The 24,597-nt window shown below is 41.4% G+C and carries 21 protein-coding genes; 2 read left to right on the plus strand and 19 right to left on the minus strand.

The window, feature by feature from the left end; all coding sequences use genetic code 11:
• The first annotated feature begins 79 nt into the window (after positions 1–79).
• Positions 80–418 carry an ISC system 2Fe-2S type ferredoxin gene (fdx, locus tag PCRYO_RS08480; RefSeq protein WP_011513987.1) on the plus strand — a complete coding sequence of 113 codons (339 nt, stop codon included), beginning with the start codon at positions 80–82 and terminating at the stop codon, positions 416–418.
• 143 nt (positions 419–561) lie between these two features.
• Here fdx and PCRYO_RS08485 read toward each other — a convergent pair whose 3' ends face one another.
• The 5 genes from PCRYO_RS08485 to PCRYO_RS08505 form a co-directional block, all read right to left on the minus strand.
• Positions 562–1,980 carry an adenylate/guanylate cyclase domain-containing protein gene (locus tag PCRYO_RS08485; RefSeq protein WP_011513988.1) on the minus strand — a complete coding sequence of 473 codons (1,419 nt, stop codon included), beginning with the start codon at positions 1,978–1,980 and terminating at the stop codon, positions 562–564.
• Between the two features lie 353 nt (positions 1,981–2,333).
• Positions 2,334–2,765, minus strand: a complete 432-nt coding sequence (locus tag PCRYO_RS08490) for an HIT domain-containing protein (protein ID WP_011513989.1) — start codon at positions 2,763–2,765, stop codon at positions 2,334–2,336.
• 234 nt (positions 2,766–2,999) lie between these two features.
• Positions 3,000–6,731, minus strand: coding sequence for a transcription-repair coupling factor (mfd, locus tag PCRYO_RS08495; RefSeq protein ID WP_011513990.1), 3,732 nt, complete (start codon positions 6,729–6,731; stop codon positions 3,000–3,002).
• Positions 6,732–6,960: 229 nt separating this feature from the next.
• Complete coding sequence (rraA, locus tag PCRYO_RS08500) at positions 6,961–7,476, minus strand: ribonuclease E activity regulator RraA (protein WP_041753555.1); 516 nt, start codon at positions 7,474–7,476, stop codon at positions 6,961–6,963.
• Positions 7,477–7,749: 273 nt separating this feature from the next.
• Positions 7,750–8,451 carry an NAD-dependent epimerase/dehydratase family protein gene (locus tag PCRYO_RS08505; protein WP_011513992.1) on the minus strand — a complete coding sequence of 234 codons (702 nt, stop codon included), beginning with the start codon at positions 8,449–8,451 and terminating at the stop codon, positions 7,750–7,752.
• 528 nt (positions 8,452–8,979) lie between these two features.
• On the opposite strand from PCRYO_RS08505, the gene rpsT reads away from it, so the two are divergent.
• On the plus strand, positions 8,980–9,246 hold the full coding sequence (gene rpsT, locus PCRYO_RS08510; protein WP_011513993.1) for a 30S ribosomal protein S20: 267 nt from the start codon (positions 8,980–8,982) through the stop codon (positions 9,244–9,246).
• Between the two features lie 128 nt (positions 9,247–9,374).
• Here the strand turns inward: rpsT and PCRYO_RS08515 are convergent, their stop codons facing one another.
• The 14 genes from PCRYO_RS08515 to hemE all read right to left on the minus strand — a co-directional run bounded on the left by PCRYO_RS08515 (position 9,375) and on the right by hemE (position 24,577).
• The gene (locus PCRYO_RS08515; RefSeq protein ID WP_011513994.1) at positions 9,375–10,211 is read right to left on the minus strand and encodes a histidine phosphatase family protein; all 837 of its coding nucleotides are present in this window, start codon (positions 10,209–10,211) and stop codon (positions 9,375–9,377) included.
• Between the two features lie 165 nt (positions 10,212–10,376).
• Entirely contained in the window at positions 10,377–11,174 is a 798-nt protein-coding gene (locus tag PCRYO_RS08520) for a metallophosphoesterase (protein WP_011513995.1), read from the minus strand.
• Between the two features lie 122 nt (positions 11,175–11,296).
• Positions 11,297–11,995, minus strand: a complete 699-nt coding sequence (pyrF, locus tag PCRYO_RS08525) for an orotidine-5'-phosphate decarboxylase (protein ID WP_011513996.1) — start codon at positions 11,993–11,995, stop codon at positions 11,297–11,299.
• Positions 11,996–12,070: 75 nt separating this feature from the next.
• The gene (locus PCRYO_RS08530; protein WP_011513997.1) at positions 12,071–12,499 is read right to left on the minus strand and encodes a LapA family protein; all 429 of its coding nucleotides are present in this window, start codon (positions 12,497–12,499) and stop codon (positions 12,071–12,073) included.
• Between the two features lie 159 nt (positions 12,500–12,658).
• The gene (locus PCRYO_RS08535; protein ID WP_041753160.1) at positions 12,659–12,967 is read right to left on the minus strand and encodes an integration host factor subunit beta; all 309 of its coding nucleotides are present in this window, start codon (positions 12,965–12,967) and stop codon (positions 12,659–12,661) included.
• A gap of 317 nt (positions 12,968–13,284) precedes the next feature.
• Entirely contained in the window at positions 13,285–14,976 is a 1,692-nt protein-coding gene (gene rpsA / locus PCRYO_RS08540; RefSeq protein ID WP_011513998.1) for a 30S ribosomal protein S1, read from the minus strand.
• A 309-nt stretch (positions 14,977–15,285) separates the two neighbouring features.
• The gene (gene cmk, locus PCRYO_RS08545) at positions 15,286–16,041 is read right to left on the minus strand and encodes a (d)CMP kinase (RefSeq protein ID WP_011513999.1); all 756 of its coding nucleotides are present in this window, start codon (positions 16,039–16,041) and stop codon (positions 15,286–15,288) included.
• A gap of 177 nt (positions 16,042–16,218) precedes the next feature.
• The gene (gene tadA, locus PCRYO_RS08550; RefSeq protein ID WP_011514000.1) at positions 16,219–16,812 is read right to left on the minus strand and encodes a tRNA adenosine(34) deaminase TadA; all 594 of its coding nucleotides are present in this window, start codon (positions 16,810–16,812) and stop codon (positions 16,219–16,221) included.
• Positions 16,813–17,550, minus strand: coding sequence for a uracil-DNA glycosylase (locus PCRYO_RS08555; RefSeq protein ID WP_011514001.1), 738 nt, complete (start codon positions 17,548–17,550; stop codon positions 16,813–16,815).
• Between the two features lie 137 nt (positions 17,551–17,687).
• Positions 17,688–20,225 carry an ATP-dependent Clp protease ATP-binding subunit ClpA gene (gene clpA, locus PCRYO_RS08560; protein ID WP_011514002.1) on the minus strand — a complete coding sequence of 846 codons (2,538 nt, stop codon included), beginning with the start codon at positions 20,223–20,225 and terminating at the stop codon, positions 17,688–17,690.
• 532 nt (positions 20,226–20,757) lie between these two features.
• On the minus strand, positions 20,758–21,165 hold the full coding sequence (locus PCRYO_RS08565) for an ATP-dependent Clp protease adaptor ClpS (protein ID WP_011514003.1): 408 nt from the start codon (positions 21,163–21,165) through the stop codon (positions 20,758–20,760).
• Positions 21,166–21,292: 127 nt separating this feature from the next.
• Positions 21,293–22,177, minus strand: a complete 885-nt coding sequence (locus tag PCRYO_RS08570; RefSeq protein ID WP_011514004.1) for a hypothetical protein — start codon at positions 22,175–22,177, stop codon at positions 21,293–21,295.
• A gap of 103 nt (positions 22,178–22,280) precedes the next feature.
• Positions 22,281–23,348, minus strand: coding sequence for an N-acetyl-gamma-glutamyl-phosphate reductase (gene argC, locus PCRYO_RS08575; protein WP_011514005.1), 1,068 nt, complete (start codon positions 23,346–23,348; stop codon positions 22,281–22,283).
• A 92-nt stretch (positions 23,349–23,440) separates the two neighbouring features.
• Positions 23,441–24,577, minus strand: coding sequence for a uroporphyrinogen decarboxylase (hemE, locus tag PCRYO_RS08580; protein WP_011514006.1), 1,137 nt, complete (start codon positions 24,575–24,577; stop codon positions 23,441–23,443).
• Positions 24,578–24,597: the final 20 nt, after the last annotated feature.

Raw genomic sequence — 24,597 nt, forward strand, 5'->3', positions numbered from 1 at the left:
TTACTGACGTGTCGAATTAAGCATATTTTTATACTTTTAGATGTTATTTTAAATGGATTAGCACCGGATAGACTACCTTATGCCAAAAATCACTGTACTACCCCATCATGAAATTTGCCCCAAAGGCATCGAAGTTGAATTAGCAGCAGGCGAAAACTTATGTAAAGCCTTACTCGAAAAAGGCATCAAGATTGAACATGCTTGCGAGATGTCAAAAGCTTGTACGACTTGCCATGTCGTAGTGCGTAAAGGTTTTAATAGCTTAGATGAGATGGATGATATCGAAGCTGACTTACTCGACCGTGCTTGGGGGCTGGAACCTGATTCACGCTTGTCTTGTCAGGTGATGCTTGAAGATGACGATTTAACCATCGAAATTCCTAAATATACTTTAAATCATGCTAAAGAAAATCACTAATTATTAATGACTTTATACTCATTAAAAAGCCAACTATGTCTTATAGCTGGCTTTTTCCTATTCCAATATCTGATACTTTAAATAATCACAATCTATTCATGAGCAAAGAAAATTATTTACTATCATTATAGTATTGCTATAAATTATTTATGCTTTCCTTCTTTTTTGCTGGCTGCGTCAATTTTAACAGCGGCAGATTTTTCTTCTTGCTCAATACGTGCAAGTGCAAGATTAAGACGACTTCTAATATCTTGATAATCATTATCTTGCATATCTCTAAAGTTCAAATGCAGATTAAAACCTGGAAGCGTATGGTCTACCCATTTAGATAACTTGCCTTTATTTTCATCTGGATCCAATACTTTCCAAGCACTTACTTTATCATCGAAACCTTTTAGCGGGAAAGCACCTGCATATTCGCAGTCAAAATCATGAGCGATATAGTCGTGAGTGCTCTCGCTAATGTATATTTCACCCTTACCAGCGACAGCTTCAAGCCTTGAAGCCAGATTGGCCTCTTTGCCAATCAGCGTATAGCTCAGACGATTATTACTACCAAAGTTACCAACATGACAGTAGCCTGTGCTAATACCTACGCGTATATATAATCCCTCAAAGCCCATCAGTCGCCATTTTTGCCTCAATGTGCGCATTTCACGGCGCATATCTATTGCCATAGCTACGCAATCTAGGGCATCTTGACGCGGACCGCGGCTATTTGGCTCTCCAAAAAAACACACCATGCCATCACCAATAAACTTATCTAATACTGCCCCATGTTTATTGGCGATCAAAGTCATACAATGCATATAAGTGTTTAAAATATCAGCCAAATTATCCGCACTTAAGCTATCAGACAGCTCAGTGAAACCAACGATATCTGAAAACATAATCGTCAGTTTAGCGCGTTTATTAGCAACAGTAACTGGACCGTCCGCTTTGACAATAGGCTCCCATACTTGCGGTGGTACGAAACGTGTCAACTTATTGATTACCGACACCATCGTACTTAAGCGCCCAACCACTTGCTCAGCCCGTGCCTCATAATGGATATACTCATAATATATATGGCGAAAGTGACAAAGCATTACCATCATCGTTGCTAGCAAGATGATAGGAGTTATCCAAGTGGTGTGACAATCTATCTCGGCACTACTCAAAATGACACTAACGTAGTAAAAAATAATGATGGTCACGATGGATACAGAAACCAGCTTTAGATGATTCTCAGGGCTGCTAATAATAATACGCAATCCGATCAACGACGCTAAACTTAATGAGATAATAGGACAAAGCTGAATGGAACCAATAACAGAAGACAATAAAATAATAACTATATTAGACGTCCAAAAGCTTTTTTGACGACGAAAGTTATAAACTAAAATCATGAGGCTAGGTAAGCAGACGACGATTAAAAGTGCCATCGAAGTTGGACTGAAGTCAAAATGGATAGCGAGCAGTATCACGCTGAGTATGAGAACAAAGATTTCAGGATAATCAAATCGACAGACATCTGTACCCTGTATAGATTTTTTTGGGCTAAAGGTGTCCAAAAGTGCCATGAGAGCTATTCGCTTAAATCAGTAAAATCATTGAAAGTACTCATAAAGATAGTATAGATAATGTACCTTATCCTTATAAAAAATATTTATGCTTATAAATAATATAAGAGAAATTAAACAGTTAACTTGCATATTATACGTTTTAATTTTATTAACAGCTATGTCATTGAGTCCTCAAAGTATACCGTTTGTCATTTATTTTGTTACCAAAGCCAATGAAATCATCATCTCAAGACCTTTGTACTAAACATAAATATCAAGTTCGAGCTAATGGCAAAAAAGCCAGATAATATATCTGACTTCTTTTAATTGACATGTACCAAGCAATGTTAAACCTATCACTAAGTAGTGAGTTACATCTGCCAATCAAACGGCATTTGATGATGGCCGCGCAGTGCCATCATCAAAGTCTGTTGCATTTGCGCCAATACTTCTTTGCTATAAGGCACTGCAGGAACGCCCCATACCGGATTTGGCCACTGCATATCGTTTTGATAGCGGACAATATGATGAAAATGAAGCTGTGGTACTTGATTACCGAGTGCTGCCACATTCATTTTATCTGCCTGAAAAGTTTTAGCGAGCTGACTTGATAACCAGCTCGATTCACGCAAAAACTGCGTTTGGTCTGCCTCAGACAATTCATACAATTCTTTGATGCCTGATACTCGTGGCACCAATATCAACCATGGAAACTGGCAATCATTGATTAAGCGACAGGTTGATAGTGGAAAATCACCCACTAAAAAACTATCGGCAGCAAGTTTATGATGAAGTTGGAACATAATGGCGGTTCTCTTGTTATGAAACTCAAGTAAAAGAATAAGGAAGAAAGATTAGGCTTAAAATTTAAAACAGATATTTAAGGTAAAAATACAGTTACGCTATTTTATCAGTTATCCAATCGATAAAATAGCGTCATGATTTATTGTCTAAATGTCCTGCTTTTTAAATCTCTTAGTCTATAAGGTAAAGGTTAAACAGCTATTTTCCATGGTATATAGTGATGATTGAATATCCTAAACCGACTCTACCACCATATGCTTGCTAAAATAGCTTAATAACTCTTGAATCACCGTGACACGCTGCTGCGGTGTTGCCAATTTATCAGCATCCTGATAGCGAATGCCAGAAGCACCATTCATACGATAGTGCTGCCCATTTGCTTGAATTAGTTTAATAATCGCCAAAGCATCGACCGGGGTATCGGGTGCAAACTCTAATGTCATGCTATTACTATTGGCATCAATTTTATTAATTTTCAAAGGCTCGGCTTGTATGCGTAGACCATGAACCGCAAATAACTGCTTGGTCTGGTCTGGCAAAACACCAAAACGATCAATCATTTCAGTTCGAATATCAGTCAATGCTTCTTTATCATCGGCATTGCCAATACGTTTATAAAATAACAAACGCTGATGCACATCATGCAGATACTCTTCTGGTATCAGTGCCGAGCTATGCAGATTAATTTCGCTGGTTAGCGATAATGGTGTACTTAAATCAGGCTCTTTACCGGCTTTAATCGCCTTCGTTGCTCGCTCCAGCATATCCATATATAGACTGAAACCAATTGCCTGCATATTACCACTTTGCTGCTTACCAAGTATTTCCCCAGCACCGCGAATCTCTAAATCTTCACTTGCCAGCATAAAGCCTGCACCTAATGTGTTAGCGCGCTCAATAGCATGCAATCGGCGCTTGGCATCCCCTTTAAGCCCCTTAATAGACGGTACAAGTAAATAGCAATAAGCTTGATGATGACTTCGACCCACGCGACCACGCAACTGATGTAATTGAGCCAAACCAAACTTATCCGCGCGCTCTATAATAATGGTATTAGCATTCGGTACATCAATACCGGTTTCGATAATGGTCGAACAAATTAGCACATTGAATTTTTTATGATAATACTGCTGCATGACTTGTTCTAGTTGACGCTCTTGCATTTGCCCATGAGCGACCCCTACTCGCGCTTCAGGCACCAGTTCACGTATGGTCTCTGCCATGCGCTCAATACTCGCCACATCATTATGCAATAGATAAACTTGTCCACCACGCAACAGCTCACGCAAGATAGCCTCTTTCATCAAAGCGTCAGTCTTCTGCATGACAAAGGTCTTAATCGCAAGACGACGGGCTGGTGGCGTGGCAATAATCGACATATCACGCATACCCGAGAGCGCCATATTGAGCGTTCTCGGGATGGGCGTCGCTGTCATCGACATACTATCGACATCAGTCTGAATCGCCTTAATACGCTCTTTATGGCGCACTCCAAAGCGATGTTCTTCGTCAACAATCATTAGACCTAGATTAGAGAACTTTACATCGGGCTGTAATAACTTATGCGTACCAATGACGATATCAACCTTGCCTGCCGCCAGGTCTGTTAGCACAGTGTCTTGATGTTTTTTACCGCCAAAGCGCGAAAGCGTTTCAATACGTACTGGCCAATCAGCAAAACGATTGCGGAAATTGTCTTCATGCTGACCGGCTAGCAAGGTAGTCGGCACCAGCACCGCTACTTGATAACCAGCACTGACCGCAATGAATGCCGCGCGCATGGCTACTTCCGTTTTACCAAAACCTACATCACCACAGATGAGACGATCCATGGGCTGATTCTGCTTCATATCTTCCATGACTGCATGAATAGCGCTGGCTTGATCCGGTGTTTCTTCAAAGGCAAACTGACTAGCAAACAGCTCGTATTGCGAGATATCTATTTTAAAATGAATACCGACCTTTGCCTCACGCCGTGCTTGTATATTAAGCAACTCAGCTGCGACATCATGGATTTGCTCGAGCGCTTTTTGCTTGGCTTTGTCCCATTTTCCACTACCAATCTTGTGCAATGGTGCAAGCGCTGGGTCGCCGCCGCTATAGCGATTAATCATTTGCAGATTGGCAACCGGCACGTAAATACTGGCATCATCAGCGTATTTTAAGTGAATAAATTCTTGCTCACCATCTCCGACATCTAAGGTTATTAAACCATTATAACGTCCAATGCCATGCTCAATATGGACGACTGGACTGCCATCAGTTATTTCAGTCACGCTTTTAACCAAGAATTCTTCTGATACACCGCTTTGGCGACGACGGCGCGTTTGCAGCACTTGCCGACCAAATAATTGTGTCTCACTAATCAACACCAAGCGCTCAGGAACATAGACGCCACGTTCAATAGGTGCAACCGTTAGACCAACCTGTGGCAACTTGCTATCTTTAAAACCAGTGCTTTTATCGGCGGCTAAAAACGTTTCAAAGCTGTCATAAGCCTTGATGTCGATTTTACCTTTAAACAGCTCAATAAGAATCTCACGGCGACCCGCTGTTTCAGCGACAATCAATACTGGTGTTGCTGTTTGCGCTTGTAGCTCTAAAAACGCTAGCAGCTCAGTAAGTGGCTCTGCTTTTTGATGATTGACGGCCAACTGTGGCGGCTCTTGCGCACTTAAGGTGACCAAGCCTTGTTGCTTATTCTGAACAAAATCTAACTGTGGTTGCTCAGATAACTGTAATGGACTCTCCAATACTGTCTCGTCAATCGCAGATGCATCATTCATTGTCGACAGTTCATTACGTGCACTGAGTATCACCCGTGGATAATGATTGAGATGCTCGTTAAGAGTGTTTGACAATAGATACAGCAACTCAGGGGCGACAATAGGTTTATCAATATCATGACGGCGCTCTTCATAGCGGCGCTGGATTTGCGACCAATAATCCGCCTGTTTCTCGTTAATAAGCTCATCAGTGATGAATAGCGTATCGCTTGGCAGATAAGCAAATAAACTACTCTCTACCGTCCAATCTTTTAAATCAAAAAACAGTGGCTGATAATATTCCAATCCGCTACTCGCAATGCCTGCCATCACATCTTTATGTAATTCGAACTTACGGCTATTGCTATTGGGGAACAGGGCAGCAAAATTGGTGCGAAAGGTTTCACGCCCTTCATCAAGTGGAAACTCTTTTGCGGGTAGGATCTGAAACTGTTTAATAGGCTTTGAGATATCTGGCAGTTTATGCAGTAGCGACAATGACTCTTTGCCCATACTACTATCGTTGCCACTCATCATGACTTTTAGGTCATCGACAGTTAATGTCCGTTGGGTCTGCGGATTAAAGAAGCGAATCGTTTCGATTTCATCATCGAATAAGTCCAGACGTAGCGGGAATGGCTGACCCATGGCAAAGATATCAATGATACTACCACGTACCGCAAATTCCCCCGGCTCAAAAACGTTGTCTACCGCTCGATAACCTGCTTTTGCTAATAAGGTACGTTGGGTATTGATATCAAATTGATCGCCAACACTTAAATCAAAATGCTGTCCAATTAACCAGCTTGGCGGTGCGACGCGGTGCATTAATGCTTGCACAGATATCAATAGCACGCCTGACGTTGGCATATCAGTTAATAAATTGATACGCTCGCTGACAATATCTTGATGCGGTGACAACTCATCATAGGTCAGCGTCTCCCAATCAGGAAATACATGAGCATCCACGCCGCAAAACGCCAATTCTGTCTCTATTTGATTCAGCTGATTTTGGTCACGCGTCACTACGACTTTTAGACGCTCGACAACATTCCATATAGGTGCTTGTACTAAACTTGCCAGCCATAAGCTGCTGACTGCACCGTGCACAGGTGCAAGCCAGCGACGCTGGGCATTTTGGATAGGGAATAATTGCTGGTTAATCGGGGCAAAGGCGTCAGTCAAAGCAGTGATAGGCATAAAGGGTAAGATCAATGTTAAGAGTCAGAAAGCTATTATACGAATATTTGCGCAATTACCAAAATTTATGCCGTAACGGTTTGTCACATAGCATTATTATAGATAACACCAAGAGCAAAACACTTTATAAAATAAAGATTTATTGCTAAGAATAGGGCTGATAAACGAAAAGACCTTAGCTTGCGAGCCAAGGTCTTTATAGGGAACTCTTCAAAAACAGACTTTGTCTTTAAATTAATGGCTTGTCACTAGCGATAATGCCGTTATTGTCTGCGTAGACAAACATACCAGAATTTAGCGTTAAATCACCAAAGCTGATTTCAAGATCGGTTTGACCTTCATCGCGGCGATTTGATTTACGCGGGATACAACCAAGCGCCATTACCCCGATGTCCATTGCTGCCATATCATCAACATCACGAACACAGCCATACACCACAACCCCTGCCCAGCCATTATCAATAGCCGACTGTGCAATCATGTCACCTAACAGCGCACAACGCATCGAACCACCGCCGTCAACGACCAACACCTTGCCATTACCGTCTTTGTCTTTACCATCATTGTTAAGCAACGATTTGACGCGACTATTATCTTCAAAACATTTGACGGTCACAATCTCACCGCAGAATTTGTCTTTGCCGCCAAAACTATAAAACGATTTACCTTCGATATTAGGCAGGCATACCTGTGATTCAGGATTGGCATCTAATAAATCACAAGTTACAAAGTTTTCTTTGGTCATTGTTACTGATTCTGGCATGGTGAGACTCCTTGTCTGTTATGGTTAAATTGTTTTAACTTATTAAACTTAAACATTACTTAGGCTATTTACTATAGTATAGTTTATCCTAGATAAAACCGATACATCATGTTTTGACGCGGCACTAGTATAAATTTTTCTATCTTGCTGTGCCTGCGCAGACAGAGGCTGCAAAAAATTCATTCTAGTCCCGCTGTATCGTTTTTATACTGAGCTTACTATAGTAATAAATGTAAAAGTTATCTGATTAATAGCTTAATATTTTACGCGGGTCATAGCAAGCATCTGTTTATTTTCGATAATATCAGTGGTTTTAATCGCGGGTTCGCTGCGGTATTTACTACGATGATAGATCTCATGGGCGCTCATCGCCATGGCACTAGCGACACGCTTAGCTGAAATAGGATGTAAGGATAGTGACTCGGACACCAATGGCGAGATAAGCTGAAATGCTTTTTGTCCCAGACTTTCAAGCGGGCGACCCTTATGTTTACCAAGTAGTAACGACGGACGGAAAATAACCAATTGGGCAAACCCTAATGCCATTATGGACTCTTCCGTTTCAGCCTTTACCCGATTATATAAAAAGCGACTGTTGATGTCCGCATTCATCGAGGACAATAAAAAGAAGTTTTCAACGCCTTTCTCTTGGCAAAGTTTGGCGAAACCAACATTATAATCATGGTCAATCTTGCGAAAAACTTCATCACTACCCGCTTGTTTTTTGGTGGTGCCCAAGCAACTAAAAGCATCCGTTTTTCGATCAGCGCCAATGCTTGCAAAGATTTCGGCTAAGTTGTCAAAATCATTCACCTGATAAAAACGCATGCTCGCATTGATGTAACGAGGCGGACGCCGTGCAATCACAATCAATGTGTCATAAATCTCACTCAGCTGCTTTACAAGATGTTGCCCGACCAATCCCGTTGCACCTATTACCATTGCTTTTCGCTGCATATCCTATCCATTTATAGAGTGTTGGAATACTTATGATCGTAAAAAATGTGACTTTTTAAAGCCCGTCGGTGACGCTGACCACTGTAGTATCATACCTAAATTAATCAATCATCGAGGCTATTATGCATGATTTATTGTAAGAGATTTTATCAGCAAACAGTTTCACTCAGCTCATACACTCATTTAGACTCAAATACTCACTCAATATTATGATAAATACCTTTATAAATACCTATTAAAGGCATAAAATCCCGCTCATCCACGTAATGCCGTAACTTCTTTGAGCATTAATCATCAAACTTATTGTCCTAAGGGCGATAATTTGCTAAGATAACCGGCTTTACACGTCAACGCTGTTTAATTATTCCAAACAGTTTTGGCGCTTGCGATGATTTATTACTATCAGATACTTTAATAGTAGGCATCGACATCATGTTCGGCGAGACGGCTGCTCGTTATCAATGATGGTTAAACCCTTTATTGCAATCCACATTCATAATTTTATCTGTCTTTATCAAGGAGATTCGCGTGGCTAATACTGCACAAGCTCGTAAACGCGCCCGTCAAAACACCAAACGTCGTCAGAACTCTGCGTCACAACGCTCTATGGTTCGTACTTATTTGAAACGTGTTGACGCGGCTATCGCTGCTAAAGATTATGACGCGGCTACCGAAGCTTACAAAAAAGCGGTACCGGTTCTTGATCGTATGGCTGACAAAGGTATTCTTCATAAGAATAAAGCTGCTCGTCGTAAGAGCCGCCTAAACAAAACCATCAAAGGCTTACTAGCTTAAGATTGGTTGCGTTTAGACCGTATGATGCTTCGATAACATCATAACTAAAACCTTGTCACTGGTTCTAATACTGGGGCAAGGTTTTTTTATGCCTGCTCAAAAGTAATTAATAATTTCGTAAATAACGCTTATGTCCATTTTACTTCTGGTGGCAATAATAGTTTATTTGGATGAAAGCCAGCAGTACGGTAGGCTTCAAGCAAAGTGTGTATTGGACGTACATAAACTTCACCGCGCCAGACAAAATACGCACTTGCCTGCTCGAATGGCTTGTCATCAAACCACAAAAATACCCCTTCCATCATTTTTGGCCAATCGTTCCAATCAATCTCAACAACATCAAACATCACTGCTAAGAATGCAGATAATAAAGTGTCATGGCTGACAGCGAGCATTAGATGCCCGTGTTGCGGCTGATTTTGATAAAAAAGCGACAGAATATCGAGACCGCCCTGATAAGCGTTTTTAGTGCCTTCAAGATTGCCTTGCAAGAATCGATTGATAAAATTGAGAACACCAATCTCTTTAAAGATGGGGTTTGCAATATCAGGTTCGGTCACTAAGCTACCAGGCTCAACCAACAATGACTGGTGAGCGATATCACGCCGTAGTCCTGCCCCTTCTTGCATTAGCTGCGCCGTATCAAGACAGCGACCAATCGGGCTTGAGATGCTATCAACATCGAGCGAATACGGCAGATGTCCTGCCAACCAACGACCCCAAGATTTTGCCAATACACGACCTTTGGGTGTCAATGGCAGCTGATAACTGGCAAAGCCATTACCATCAGAACGCTCACGCAGAGAATGTCTGGTAAATAAAATCAGGCGCTTATCTTCAGGCAACAACCTGACCGACGACATCATACTATCAGGAAGATGTGAGGGCGCTGGTGCACTTGGAGTATGACTCGCAAGCTTCTCAGCGGATAGGCTCGACGTGGTGTTATTAGGAAGTTTACTCATCACACAAGCCTATCAGATTTTTCGACAGGAATGAACCAAATATAAGTCCAATTGCAATATAATCTAAAGCAAATATATTGAGAGCAGACCCGTTAATTTTATGAGAACTGAAACGCTATGACACGGTGAAATCAAAAAAGAAAGACTTATATTTATTACGTTTGACTAACCGATATCAATCACTCTATCCCATGTAAACGATAATGCCGTACTACTAACCTCATTTGGATAAGCACGCGGATTGACGATAACGCGCGTCTTATGAATGTGGTAATCAAATGCCTCATGCGTATGCCCATGCACCCATAGTGCTGGTGCCCACTCTTCATACATCCAGCTTGATAAATCACTGATAAATGCGGCATTACTTGGTAGCTCAGCATACTTTTCAGAGACAGATAATGGACTGATGCTATGATGACTCATCACCACGGTTTTTTTGCCCAGTGCTTTTGCCGTTATCAATGCTTGTTTAAGCCATTGACGCTGCTTAGCATGAATCTGTATCGACATTTCAGGTGAAAACAGCTCGCTGCCGGCATAGATCTGTTTGTAGTCACGCATAAAGCGCATTGCCACTGCCCTAGTCTCTTCATTGGCTTGATATTGATAATCTGTCCAAAGCGTACAACCTAAAATGCGCACCTCTCCGATATCAATATGCTGACACTGCAAAAATCGTACGCCCTGCTTTGATTCACTATCATAATTGTCCCAAGTCGCCAGCTTTTTATCAAAATGCAGCACGTCTTCATTAAAGTACTCATGATTACCAGCGATAGTGATTAGAGGGACTTGTAAGCGCGCTGCTTGCTCTTGTAGCCATGGCATACCAATATCGCTATTTGCTGTATCTCCCGCCACCAGTATGATGTCTGCGTCGGTTTTGGGAATATGCCCTATCGGATGGGATTGACGTATATAACTGTCAATATGTAAGTCACTCAAAATCTGTAATTTCATAGCAGCCTATATCATTAAATAAACATAAATAGTTTAGCACCTTTTCATCTAGGTACAAAAAGTAAAAAGACAGCGGATTAGGCTGTCTTTTTACTTTTTGACTGAAGTATCTGATTGAAAAATTAGAGACTTTGGAGTATTAACTGTAATTTCGCTGCAGGATCTACTGCTTGAGTAATTGAGCGCCCTATCACCAAATAATCAGAGCCATCAAGTAATGCCTGTTTTGGCGTACAAATACGCTTTTGATCATCAGCATTATCATCTAGCAGACGGATACCAGGCGTAATCAGTTTAAAGTCCTGACCACATAATGCCTTTAATGCCTTTGCTTCTTGTGCTGAGCATACTACACCATCAAGACATGCTTGCTTGGTTAATTGTGCTAAGCGGCTCACTTGTGCCTCTAAGCCGTCGGTGATGCCCGTTTGTATGAGTGCTTCATTGTCCATAGATGTTAAGACAGTCACTGCTATCAATAGCGTGTCAAAATCATTATCTAGCAAGCGCTGTTTTGCCAATGACATCGCATCGTAACCGGCACTTGCATGGACGTTGACCATCCATATACCAAGCTCAGCGGCAGCCAATACTGCTTGTGCAGTGGTATTGGGGATATCGTGAAATTTAAGGTCTAAAAAAACCTCAAATTGGCGCTGATGCAGTGCTTTGACTATCTCAGGGCCATAGCGGGTATACAGCTCTTTACCTACTTTCAATCGGCATAATGCCGGATCTAATTGGTCAGCTAATGCAAGAGAGGCATCCTTTGTCATATTATCTAATGCAACGATGACAGGAGAATTAATTGCGTTGTTCATTGTTATGCTTCTTTATATCAGGTTTATCAAATTATTATATTTATAATCAGCAGTGAAAATGCATATTACAAATTATTAGTAATCGCGTTTTTGCTTGGTCAAACTTGACCCATCATGCACATTGGCGTTGGGATGAGCATTGGGCATTGTCGTATCCTGTACATTGACCGCTGTTGCACCATAAACAGCTTCTTCTACAGTAGGCGCATTCGCTTGACGATCAATCACCATATTGGCTTGGGTTATCTGCTCTTGCAAATTGGTATTTGCCTTTTGTAGACGCGATATTTCCCACTTATTTTGCAAAACACGGAAAATTAGTAGTGCTAACAAGATACCTATAACGATACCAAGTATGAGGCAAAGTATCATTAGCAAGCCTAAATTCATCGTTGGTGCTTGCGAAAACAAAAGATTGACGCTAACTTCAGTATTGTTTGCCAATACCAAACCTAGCGAGTAAGCGAAGCTCAAAAATAGCAGCACTAATAATAAAATACGCATCAGACGTCTCCTTAAGTTTTTAATAGAACAGATAAATGGATAAAAACTAAGCCATACTGATTGAGATTACTACGTCATAAAAGGGTTAGTATAAATAAGAAAAATCGGCTCATACTTTAGTAGTAGATCGGTAGAATATCTTATATTACTTCAACTGGCTTATTGGCCGCCTGCTACTTTTTCGTTTACAGCTTCACGTAATGCCTTGCCTGGCTTAAAATGCGGAATTGCTTTTGCAGGTACTGGTACGCTTTCACCCGTTTTAGGATTGCGACCCATACGAGCACGGCGATGATGAAGACAAAAACTGCCAAACCCACGAACTTCTACTCGACCATCATTGGCGAGCGTATGAGTCATCAAGTTTAATATCTCGCGTACGGCGTCATCGACAACGGTATCTGTCATCGTGTCACAATTTGCACTCAGATTACTAATAAATTCGGACTTATTGATTGTTTGCTGCATTATCATACTTGCCTTGTTCATTGATAGATAAGATGATGGAAATAACTAAAATGATCACCACAGATATTATAAAATATTAGCTGAAAATCACGCGATTGTTGACTAAATATCTGTTCATTTATAATGACTTTGATCTGATTTTACATCTCGTTACTCGATGTTGTAAATGATAGCGGATATTGAAGGAAATTGGAAACAAGAGTTCCTCTATCAAGGAAAAAACTGTATCAATTATCGTTAATACTAAAATTTAGCCATAAAAAAAAGCGACCGGAGTCGCTTTCTTTTATAAGATTATAACATTAGCGGTAAATAGCTTACTGCATTTGTTCTTTGATCAAGTCACCAATTGTTTTTGGTTGTGCATCAGAACCAGCAGCAGTACTAGTCGTAGTTGTGCTACTTAACTCTTTAATCGCTTGACGCTCTTCAGCTTCGTCTTTCGCTTTGATAGACAGGCTGATATTACGTGTTTTACGATCAACACTGATGATTTTCGCTTCTACATCATCACCAACAGTTAGATGCTTAGTCGCATCTTCAACGCGGTCACGTTGAATCTCTGAGGCACGTAGATACGCTTCAACTTCATCAGCAAGTTCGATAGTAGCGCCTTTAGCGTCTACTTCTTTTACTTTACCATTAACGATAGCACCGCGGTCATTGTTGACTAGGTATTCGTTAAATGGATCTGACGTTAATTGCTTCACGCCTAGGCTGATACGATTGGCTTCTGAGTCTACAGACAATACCATTGCTTCAACGGTGTCGCCTTTGTTGTAGTTACGGATAGCATCTTCGCCAGTTTCATTCCAAGAAATGTCTGACAAGTGAACTAGACCATCAATACCGCCATCTAGACCAATAAAGATACCGAAGTCAGTGATTGATTTGATCGTACCAGTGATTTTATCACCGCGCTCATGTTTCTTATCAAACTCATCCCATGGATTTGCTAGAGTTTGCTTGATACCTAAGCTGATACGACGACGTTCTTCGTCGATATCAAGGATCATTACTTCAACTTCATCACCCACTTGAACAACTTTCGACGGATGGATGTTTTTGTTGGTATGATCCATCTCTGATACGTGTACTAGACCTTCAATACCTTCAGAGATTTCAGCGAAACAACCATAATCAGTCAAGTTGGTTACACGAGCTTTAACAACGCTACCCACTGGGTATGTGCCGCCAACGTTATCCCAAGGATCAGTACCTAGTTGTTTTAGACCTAGGCTGACGCGATTGCGCTCACGATCAAATTTAAGTACTTTAACTTTAAGATCTTGACCAACTTCAACAACCTCAGATGGGTGCTTAATACGGCGCCATGCCATATCAGTGATGTGCAATAGACCATCAATACCACCAAGATCAACGAATGCACCGTAATCAGTTAGGTTCTTAACGATACCTTCAATCTCGATACCTTCTTCAAGCTTGTTCAATAGCTCTTCGCGCTCAGCTGAGTTTTCAGCTTCCATAACGGCACGGCGACTAACTACTACGTTGTTACGTTTTTGATCAAGTTTGATAACTTTAAATTCTAACTCTTTACCTTCTAGATGCGTCGTATCACGGATAGGACGTACATCTACCAATGAACCTGGCAAGAAAGCGCGTACTGAACCGATATCTACAGTAAAGCCGCCTTTTACTTTGCTAGAAATAATACCTTTTACAATCTCATCATTGTCAGAGATTTTTTCAAGGAAATTCCAAGTTTCAACGCGTTTGGCTTTTTCACGTGACAGTAAGGTTTGACCCATACCGTTATCAACCGCTTCAACCACTACGTCTACTGTATCGCCAACTTCAACTTCAAGTTCGCCTTCTTCGCTTAAAAACTCTTCACGAGCGACGATACCTTCAGATTTTAGACCCGTATCAACAGTGATCCAGTCGTTATCGATGGCGACAACAGTACCGGTGATAACCGAGCCACGCTCGATATCCAGACCTGTTTCTTCGATGCTCGCTTCAAATAGTTCAGCAAATGATTCCATTATGTCTACCTTTGTATAGCCGTATCCTGTCCAGCACAGTACGGATCAAATTTATGACTGTATAAAACGAGAATACTGGTTTTATATCCTATGCAGTCATATATAAAAACGTTTGTTGCTAATAAGCGAATGCGTCAGTAAACTCACTAGCAACAACTGTCTTCTATTAAAATGCGTTATATTTTTTAACTTATGTGCTTTAAGCAGTAGATTCCATTATTTTCTAAAGATTATTGGCGTCTACTACTGTAATTTTATACTAAAATCAATCCTATAGGAAACCTTTTCATACTTACTACCTTGTTATTATTAGCTATTGAAGCAAATACCTTTATCCTGACAATATTGTTTTACTTGCTCATAAACCGCATCAGCATCTAAGTCAGAGCTGTCTAATAGTAGCGCATCTGCTGCAGGCTTTGATGGTGCCGTTGTACGATTTTCATCACGATCATCACGGGCTTTAATCGTCGCTAGAATCGCTTCAAAATCTGCTATTTGACCAGCATTTAGTAGCTGTGTTACACGGCGCTCGGCACGCGCTTCAGCACTGGCAGTCAAAAATACCTTAACGTCAGCGTCTGGAAACACGACTGTACCCATATCACGACCATCCGCAACCAATCCTGAACGAGTTGCCATATCTTGTTGCAGCGTTAGCAATGCTCGACGAACTTTTGGAAATACTGCTATCTGTGATGCGTAACCGCCAACCGTTTCATTACGAACTTGATCACCTACTGCATCACCATTCACGATAATATCGACACGTCCTGATGCATTGTTGGGTACAAAGGCAATCTCTAAGCTTTGAGTTAACGCTAATACAGCCATCTCATCAATGGTCTGACTTGCATCAGCAGTAATCAATCCAGCTTCAAACGCCTTAAGTCCAACGATACGATATAACGCACCTGAATCAAGTAGCTGATACCCTAAAGCTTGTGCTAAGCGCCATGTAACTGTGCCTTTACCTGCGCCACTTGGCCCATCAATACAAATAACAGGATAACGCAATGAGGGCTTCTCACTGTTAGTAATCGCATTAGGGTTGGCAACAGTCATAATACTCACTTAAAGTCGGTACTTTCTATAACCACATAAATAATCATAAAAGTATAAATAAGGCATTTTTCACTTACTTATCAAAGCATTATAAGAAAATCACTCTATTAATAAGTAAATAGGGCGATATTATAGCAAACAAAGCGACCTATCACTAGCAGCAAGAATCATATCTTGTTAATCGCTTATCTTGCGATTGACTTTTGCCACTTTTCTACGCTGCCGAAAAAAATCTTTGAGCATCTGGCTGCTGTGCTCACGGCACAAGCCTGCATCGACTTGCATACGATGATTATAAAAAGGCTGTTCAGCCAAGTTCATTTGACTACCAAGCACCCCTGCTCTCGGCTCATGTGCTGCATATACCAATCTATCCACGCGCGCATGAATCATCGCACCCATGCACATGGTACAGGGTTCTAAAGTCACATATAAGGTCGTCTTTAGGGGCAATCGATAATTATTTAAGCGTGTACAAGCATCTCTTAACGCTACGATTTCAGCATGAGCCGTCGCATCACAGCGTCCAATCGGCTCATTAAATCCCTGACCAATAATCTGCTGGTTATGTACCAAGACAGCTCCTACTGGCACCTCTTCTTTCTCAGCGCCTTGCTTGGCAAGTTTTAGCGCCTCTGTCATCCACTTGATATCCTCAACTGACCAAAATAGAGCTGTTTTAATCTGCTCACCTATCAGCGGATTACCATTAGTAAATGGACTATGTATTAGCTGGTAAGGCAATAAATTAGCGTTTAGAAAATTTTTCATTTACTGTGGTAATTGCCAGTCGATAGGCGTTTGACCATATTGCACCAGATAATCATTGGTTTTTGAAAACGGCTTAGAACCAAAAAAACCACCACGATTAGCAGCAAGTGGTGATGGGTGTACTGCCGTTAAAATCAGATGTTTATCAGTATTGATATACTTGCCTTTTTTCTGAGCTTTACTGCCCCATAAAATAAACACAGTATGTTCAGTCTGCTCATTAATAACATCAATAACCGCATCAGTGAACTTCTCCCAGCCTTGATTTTGATGACTGTTTGGCTCGCCTTCTCTTACTGTCAAGGAACTATTTAACAATAATACGCCTTGCTGTGCCCAATACGTTAAATCACCATGTGCTGAAGGTTTAATGCCAATATCGTCCGCCATCTCTTTCAATAAATTGTTAAGTGACGGTGGCTTTGGGATCACTTTAGGGACAGAAAAGGACAGCCCCATTGCCTGTCCAGGACGATGATAAGGATCTTGCCCTAAGATAACAACCTTCACCTGTGATAAAGGTGTCAAATTAAACGCATTAAATATCAGCTGTGCTGGAGGATAAATACCATCCTCTGACTGATAGGCTCCTTTTAAAAAAGCTCGCAAGCTATCCATATTGTCAGAAGTTAATTCTTCTGACAACGCCTGCTTCCAATCTTCTGGCAAGCGTACATTGTCGAGAATCGCTTGCTTTTGCGCGACTGTTTTTGTGGGTTGTACGTCAAATAATTCCATGATGAATCCTTTTTTATTTGTTATCAGGATGCGTGAAGGGTGATATTAACAAAATATTAGGGTTGCGTTGTCATATATATTAGCAATAAAAAAACGGTTACCGCAGTAACCGTTTTTATTATAGTGCGAAAAATAACCTAACTGGCTAATGATTCGGAGTCTGGACGTGGCTCATGAGTCTCAACAACAGTCAATATAATACGGCTATCCGCTGACCCTTTATCTGACGACTTATCGAGCTTCATAGTATCACCATCTGATGCCTCTGGCTCCAAGGTTAAATGTACAACCCCGCCATTCACTAAATCACCAAATAGAATCATATTTGCCAGAGGCTTTTTGATTTCGTCTTGAATCAGGCGCTGCATTGGACGTGCGCCCATTAAGCGATCATAGCCTTTAGCTGCCAGATAATCACGTACCTCATCATCAATCTCTAAAGTAACTTGCTTATCGTCAAGTTGTACCTGTAGCTCAACCAAGAATTTATCAACCACGGATACAACGACTGAGGTATCAAGCGGATTAAACTGGATAATAGCATCAAGACGGTTACGGAATTCCGGAGTAAACACACGCTTGAGTGATTCTGTATTGTCACGGCTATGATCTTGCTGGGTAAAGCCCATAGAAGATCGACTGATACTCTCAGCACCGACGTTGGTCGTCATAATAACAATGACCTGCTTAAAGATAGCAACCCGACCATTATTATCTGTCAATGTACCGTGATCCATCACTTGTAATAACAAGTTGAAGACATCCGGATGCGCTTTTTCGATCTCATCAAACAGTAACACACAATGAGGATGCTGATTGATTTTTTCAGTCAATAGACCACCTTGATCATAACCCACATAACCTGGAGGCGCACCAATCAAACGTGAGGCGGTATGTGCTTCCATGTACTCTGACATATCAAAGCGCACCAGCTCAACACCCAACAGATTTGCCAATTGACGAGAAACTTCCGTTTTACCAACCCCTGTCGGACCAGCAAACATGAAGGAGCCGATTGGCTTATCTGGTGCTTTCAGACCAGCACGAGACAGCTTAATCGCATCTGCTAGAGTCGCAATCGCTTCATCTTGCCCAAATACCAGATGCTTAAGATCACGATCTAGATGCTGAAGAATACTCTTATCATCACTAGATACTGACTTGGGCGGAATACGTGCAAGCTTGGCAACAATCGCTTCGATATCTGCTACATCAATTTTTATCGGAGCGCGCTTCCCTTTTGCTTTCTTATTAACAGACGATTTTGCAAGATCATTGGCTTTCGCAATATCTGCCTCCTCTTGCATTTCGTTATCACTATAAGTATCACTGTCGAGACCGTCAATATCAGCCTCAATCTGTGCATCAAACTCTTGCTCTATATCAGCAATGAAACTTTCTTCCGCTTCTATATCGTCTGCATCAGCCACGACCCCTAAACGCTTATAAGCCCCAGCCTCATCAATAACATCAATGGCCTTATCCGGCAAAAAACGCTCATGGATATGTTTCGCTGATAATTGAACGGCAGTAACTAGTGCTTCGTCAGTATAGACAACATTATGGAACTCTTCGTACCGCGGTTTCAGACCACGCAAAATATCAATCGTATCATCAACACTTGGCTCTTTCACGTCGATTTTTTGGAAGCGACGCGATAAGGCATGGTCTTTTTCAAACACTTGACGGTATTCAGTAAAAGTGGTTGAACCGATACAACGCAGTTCACCATTGGCAAGTGCTGGCTTAATCAGGTTAGACACATCCATATTACTGCTCATTGATGAGCCAGCGCCAATAATCATATGAATCTCATCAATAAACAAGATAGCATTGGGTTTTTTCTTCAATGCATCTAATAGCGATTTCATACGTTTTTCAAAATCGCCGCGATATTTAGTACCCGCGATCAATGAGCCAATATCAAGACTATAAATTACGCAACCATTGAGTGGTTTCGGGGCTTTATCATTGATAATCAACCACGCCAACCCTTCAGCAATAGAGGTTTTACCAACACCCGGTTCACCGACCAATAGTGGATTATTTTTGCGGCGGCGACACAAAACTTGCGCGGCGCGTTCAATCTCAGGACCTCGCCCAATCAATGGATCTGTTTTACCTTCAGCAGCACGCTGATTTAAATTGGTCGCAAACTCAACCAATGGATCTTTACTGGTTTTTTCTGAGGCACTACTACGGCGCTCTCCCGTCATAGAAGCACGCGGCTCAGATGGCTCATCTTTATCTTGACCGTGTGATAGATACTGAGTCAGCTCAAGACGACTGATGCCCTGTTTTTTGAGCAAATAAACCGCATAAGTATCATGTTCTGAAAACATCGACACCAGAATATCCGACCCTTCAACCAAACGACCGCCACCAATAGACTGCACATGAAAAATTGCCCGTTGTAGAATACGATCGAAGCTTTGGGTCGGCTGCGGGGATTGCTCAGTATCAGGATCGACCGTTGGAGTATGCTTATTAATATAAGCCTCAAGCTCAGTACGTAGTGCTGAGATATTTGCATTACAGGCCGTCAATGTGTTGGCAGCGTGCGTATTTTCTAAGAGTGCCAGTAAAAGATGTTCAACAGTGAGATACTCATGCGATTTTTGGCGCGCAAGTGTCATTGCTAAACGCAAAGAAACTTCAAGATGACGACTTAACATAACGACTTCCTACGGTTATACCTATCTTTATAATTGATAGCTTTATGAATGAGTTAGTAAGTAAATCAGGGCGGTGGATGGATTGTTCAAGGGCAATATGAGTATTATTAAATGACGCTGTTAAATAATGGCTTCTATGGCTTGGCTATGATCCTCACTTTTCTTTATCTCAACATGATACTCAGATATAGTCAATCTATTAACACATACTAAAATGTATCGAAGTGTCCCTAGACCATTTTTCAATGATAATATTCATTCAACAATAATAGAGCGCATGTACTAAAGCTACAGACAATTCAAGAATTTGAATAATGCAAAAAGAGAATATAGACAGGCAGTAATGAGAAAAGTGATTATATAAGAAAGTCTAAGTTAGTTTAAAAAAGAGAGGTGCAGAGCAAGTTTGTGCTTAAATAAACTTGCTCTAAAAACACTAGAAGAATATATTTTATGAAAAATATTAAAGATATATAGTTAGAATATAGTGAACTTGAGAGAAACATACGTCATCAAGAATTAGAGTAAGGCTTTACTCGCCTTGATGCGGTTCGATTTGGGTCAATAATGGGTACCCTTCACGGTGGGCAAGACTGTTAACTTTTTTGGCTTTGGTCTCAGCAATATCTTTGGGATAAATACCTGCAATACCTTTGCTGCTATTATGAATCGTCAGCATAATCTCAACCGCCGAATCCATACTGTGACGAAATTCAGATTGTAAAATATAAACGACAAATTCCATCGGCGTGTAATTATCATTATACATCACCACAGCATACATAGGCGGCTTGGCGACTTCCGGCTCTGCTACCAATACATCAGCCTGCGGGGCTGTTTCACCTTCAGGCTCACCCACTTGCGCAAGACGCATGGGTATATGTGGAAAGTGCCAATCTGATGTAATTGGCGTCGCTCTTGCTATCGTTTGTTTTATCATAATTGGAATACAGATGAATCAGTAGGTTTAATGAATGGTTATCTTTAAGAGAGTATAAAATCGTTAAAAATAAGGGGTAGCACTAGATATTTGGCTAGCAGCTACGACAACTAATGCTCCATAAGACTTAAGGCTCAATAGGACTTTCATCGACGTCTGGCAAATCTAACAGTGATAATGGCATATTGTCAACTTTAGCACCAAGCTTCCAATCATACAGCTGCTCGACTTCTTGACCAGCGGCTTTTAGATTTAGCTTGATTTGCAACGGCTTGAAACCCGCTGGCATTGTAAAGCGACCACGTATACGCGTCACGCCTTCAATAGTGTAGCTGACGGGCTCTAATGGCACTTCTACAAAATCATCATCATCAAGCAAAGTCAGCGTTGGATTCAAACGTTTGGCTTTACCATCACTTGCGAGCATACCTATATCGAAACCATATTCAAAGGCATTTTCAGGTAAGGGCTCAATCTTTGCACCTAGTATCTGTAAAGGCATGCCGCCCTTCTCACTCACAATCTCAGCATAAAGGTCATTGAGCTGCGCTACCTGTCTATTTTCAACCATGATGGCTTGCTGATTTTCGCGTAACTCTTTTAAGTTTGCCAAACTTATTTCTAATTCTTGTTTAGAAGTAGCAACTTCATTGGTCGCTATTTTATGACTGACACGCAAATCTTTTAGCTCTTGGAGCGACTCTTTGCTGGTAATGACTGCTTGCTGGGTTTCATTTTGCATTGAATAATAGCCACGTTGATAACCAAGTTTGTGACCAAATACTAATGCGACAATTGCTGTCACCAATATCGCAATCACAAATAACGCTAATACCAATGTGGAAGCGCCCTGCTGCGAGCGAGCAATCCTGTAATGCTTCACAACACTACGCTGAGTTTCAGTATTCAGAAATGAACAATGTAAGCTACGCTCCAATTTATACGAAACAGAGTCTTGGCACGATGGGCGTGCTGGCGGTGAGCAAAAGCGTAGTACACTCTTAAAACGCATTTAGGCAGTATCTCTTAACAGGAAAGGCAAGTTATTATAGCGGAATTTATAATCAATACCTAGTATCATAAATGAGGATAATTTAATTACAACTAAACATCTGTTAAGGAACGATGGGCGCAAAATTTAAACCAAGAGACTCATCCAGTCCAAACATGACATTCATGTTTTGCACTGCTTGCCCAGCTGCCCCTTTGACTAAATTGTCTTGTACGACAATGACAGTTAATTCGGCACGCTCATTGTCTTGGTGAACAGCAATACGCAATCGATTGCTGGCACGTACACTACGGGTATCGGGATAGAGCCCTTTTGGCATAACATCTATAAATTGTTCTGATGCATAGCTTTGCTCAAATACTTGTTGCCAATCCACTAAAGCACCTGCATCGGTCAGCTCCATATGAATAGAGCTCAACATACCGCGTATCATCGGTACCAGATGCGGCAAAAAACGAATACGATGTTTAAACTGACTGTCTAGTAATTGGGCAACACCTTGCTCAATCTCTGGCAAATGGCGATGACCTTCAACGCTATATGCCTTAAAATTGTCTGTGCTTTCTGCATAATTCAGTGCAAGACTGGCTTGGCGACCAGCGCCAGAAACACCAGATTTGGCATCGATAACAATGCGTGATTCAATCAACTGTTTAGATTGCTTATTTTGCGCTTCAATTATCGGCTTTAAACCCAAGATAGCTGTAGTCGGATAGCAACCTGGGTTGCCAACCACCAATGCCTCAGCAATTTTGGCGCGATTGACTTCAGGTAAACCATAAACGGCTGTTTTTAGTAGGTCAGGACAAGTGTGCATTTGTTGATACCAGTGCTCAAACTCGCTCAATGACTGCAAACGAAAATCTGCCGCCAAATCAATGACTTTTACCCCAGCTTGAGTCAAAGCCTCTGCTTGCTTCATTGCAACGCCATGCGGCGTGGCAAAAAATACCACATCGCACTGTTGTAGTGTCGCTAGCGTCTCGTCCCCTAGATCACTAAACACAATATCTGAAATACCGCGTAAACTTGGGAATATCTCATCAGCGCGAGTGCCCGCTTCGCTACGCGAGGTTAATAAGTCAATAGACACTTTAGGATGGGCAGATAATAGACGTATCAACTCAATACCTGTATAACCTGTGCCACCGACAATCGCTGCTGAAATCATAAGATATCCTTTTCTGCTACTTTACTATTACTTAATAAATATGAGATATAAACTCAGTTAAATAACTAAGAACATATCTCAAATCGTACTTTTTAGATTTTATAATCATGTACTGCATCGATGAACACTTTGGCATTGTCAGGATTAACCCACTGGGTAATACCATGACCTAGGTTTGCCACATAACCGGTCTTTTCACCGTTAGCATAAGCACTATCGAGCATCGCATTGACTTCAGCACGGATAGTCGCTGGAGAGCCGTACAAAGTTGCTGGGTCTAAATTACCCTGAATGGCTTTGCTACTTTGTAGTTTTTTATGGTGCTTGGTTAACTGACGCTGACTTTCGGTCAAAACTTGACGGGCACGATCAATCGGCATTGTCCAGTCTAAACCCAATGCATCCGCCTCACTATCCGCTTGAATATCAAGCCATAGCCCGCCGCCTTTAGTAAATAATACTACTGGTATTTCAGGATGGCGTACCTTTAACTCAGCGACAATGCGCTTATTATAAGCATGTGAGAAATCAATAAACTGGCGATGACCAAGAGCGCCGCCCCAACTATCAAATATCTGTAATATCTGCGCACCTGCCACAACTTGGGCATCCAAATAATCAATAACAGATGTCGCCAATTTATCTAACAATTGATGTAAAAAATCAGGATTGCTATACAAAAAGCCTTTGGTATAGCGATAATCCTTTGAGCTACCACCTTCAATCATATAAGTGGCTAGTGTCCAAGGACTACCAGAAAAGCCAAATAACGGCACTTGCCCATTGAGCGCGGTACGAATACTGGTTACCGCACGCATGACATAGTCAAGAGAGTCATTGACATCGAGCACAGGCAATCTATCCAAATCAGCTTGCTGGCGAATAGGATGTTTAAACTTAGGACCTTCACCCGCTTCGAAATAGAGACCCAATCCCATGGCATCAGGAATGGTTAATATATCACTGAACAAAATAGCCGCGTCTAAATCATAACGACGTAATGGCTGTAAGGTGACTTCTGTCGCACGCGCGGTATCTTTACACAGGCTCATAAAATCACCTGCTTCAGCACGGGTCGCTTTATACTCTGGTAAATAACGACCAGCTTGACGCATCATCCAGACAGGTGTGGTATCGATCGGCTCAAAACGAAGTGCTCTTAGCAATCTATCATTTTTCAAAGGCGCAAATTTTTGCTCAAGCGAATTATTATTGTCTGAAGCACTCATGTACAAATCTCCAAAACAGC

This window comes from Psychrobacter cryohalolentis K5 (genome assembly GCF_000013905.1).
Lineage (GTDB): Bacteria > Pseudomonadota > Gammaproteobacteria > Pseudomonadales > Moraxellaceae > Psychrobacter > Psychrobacter cryohalolentis.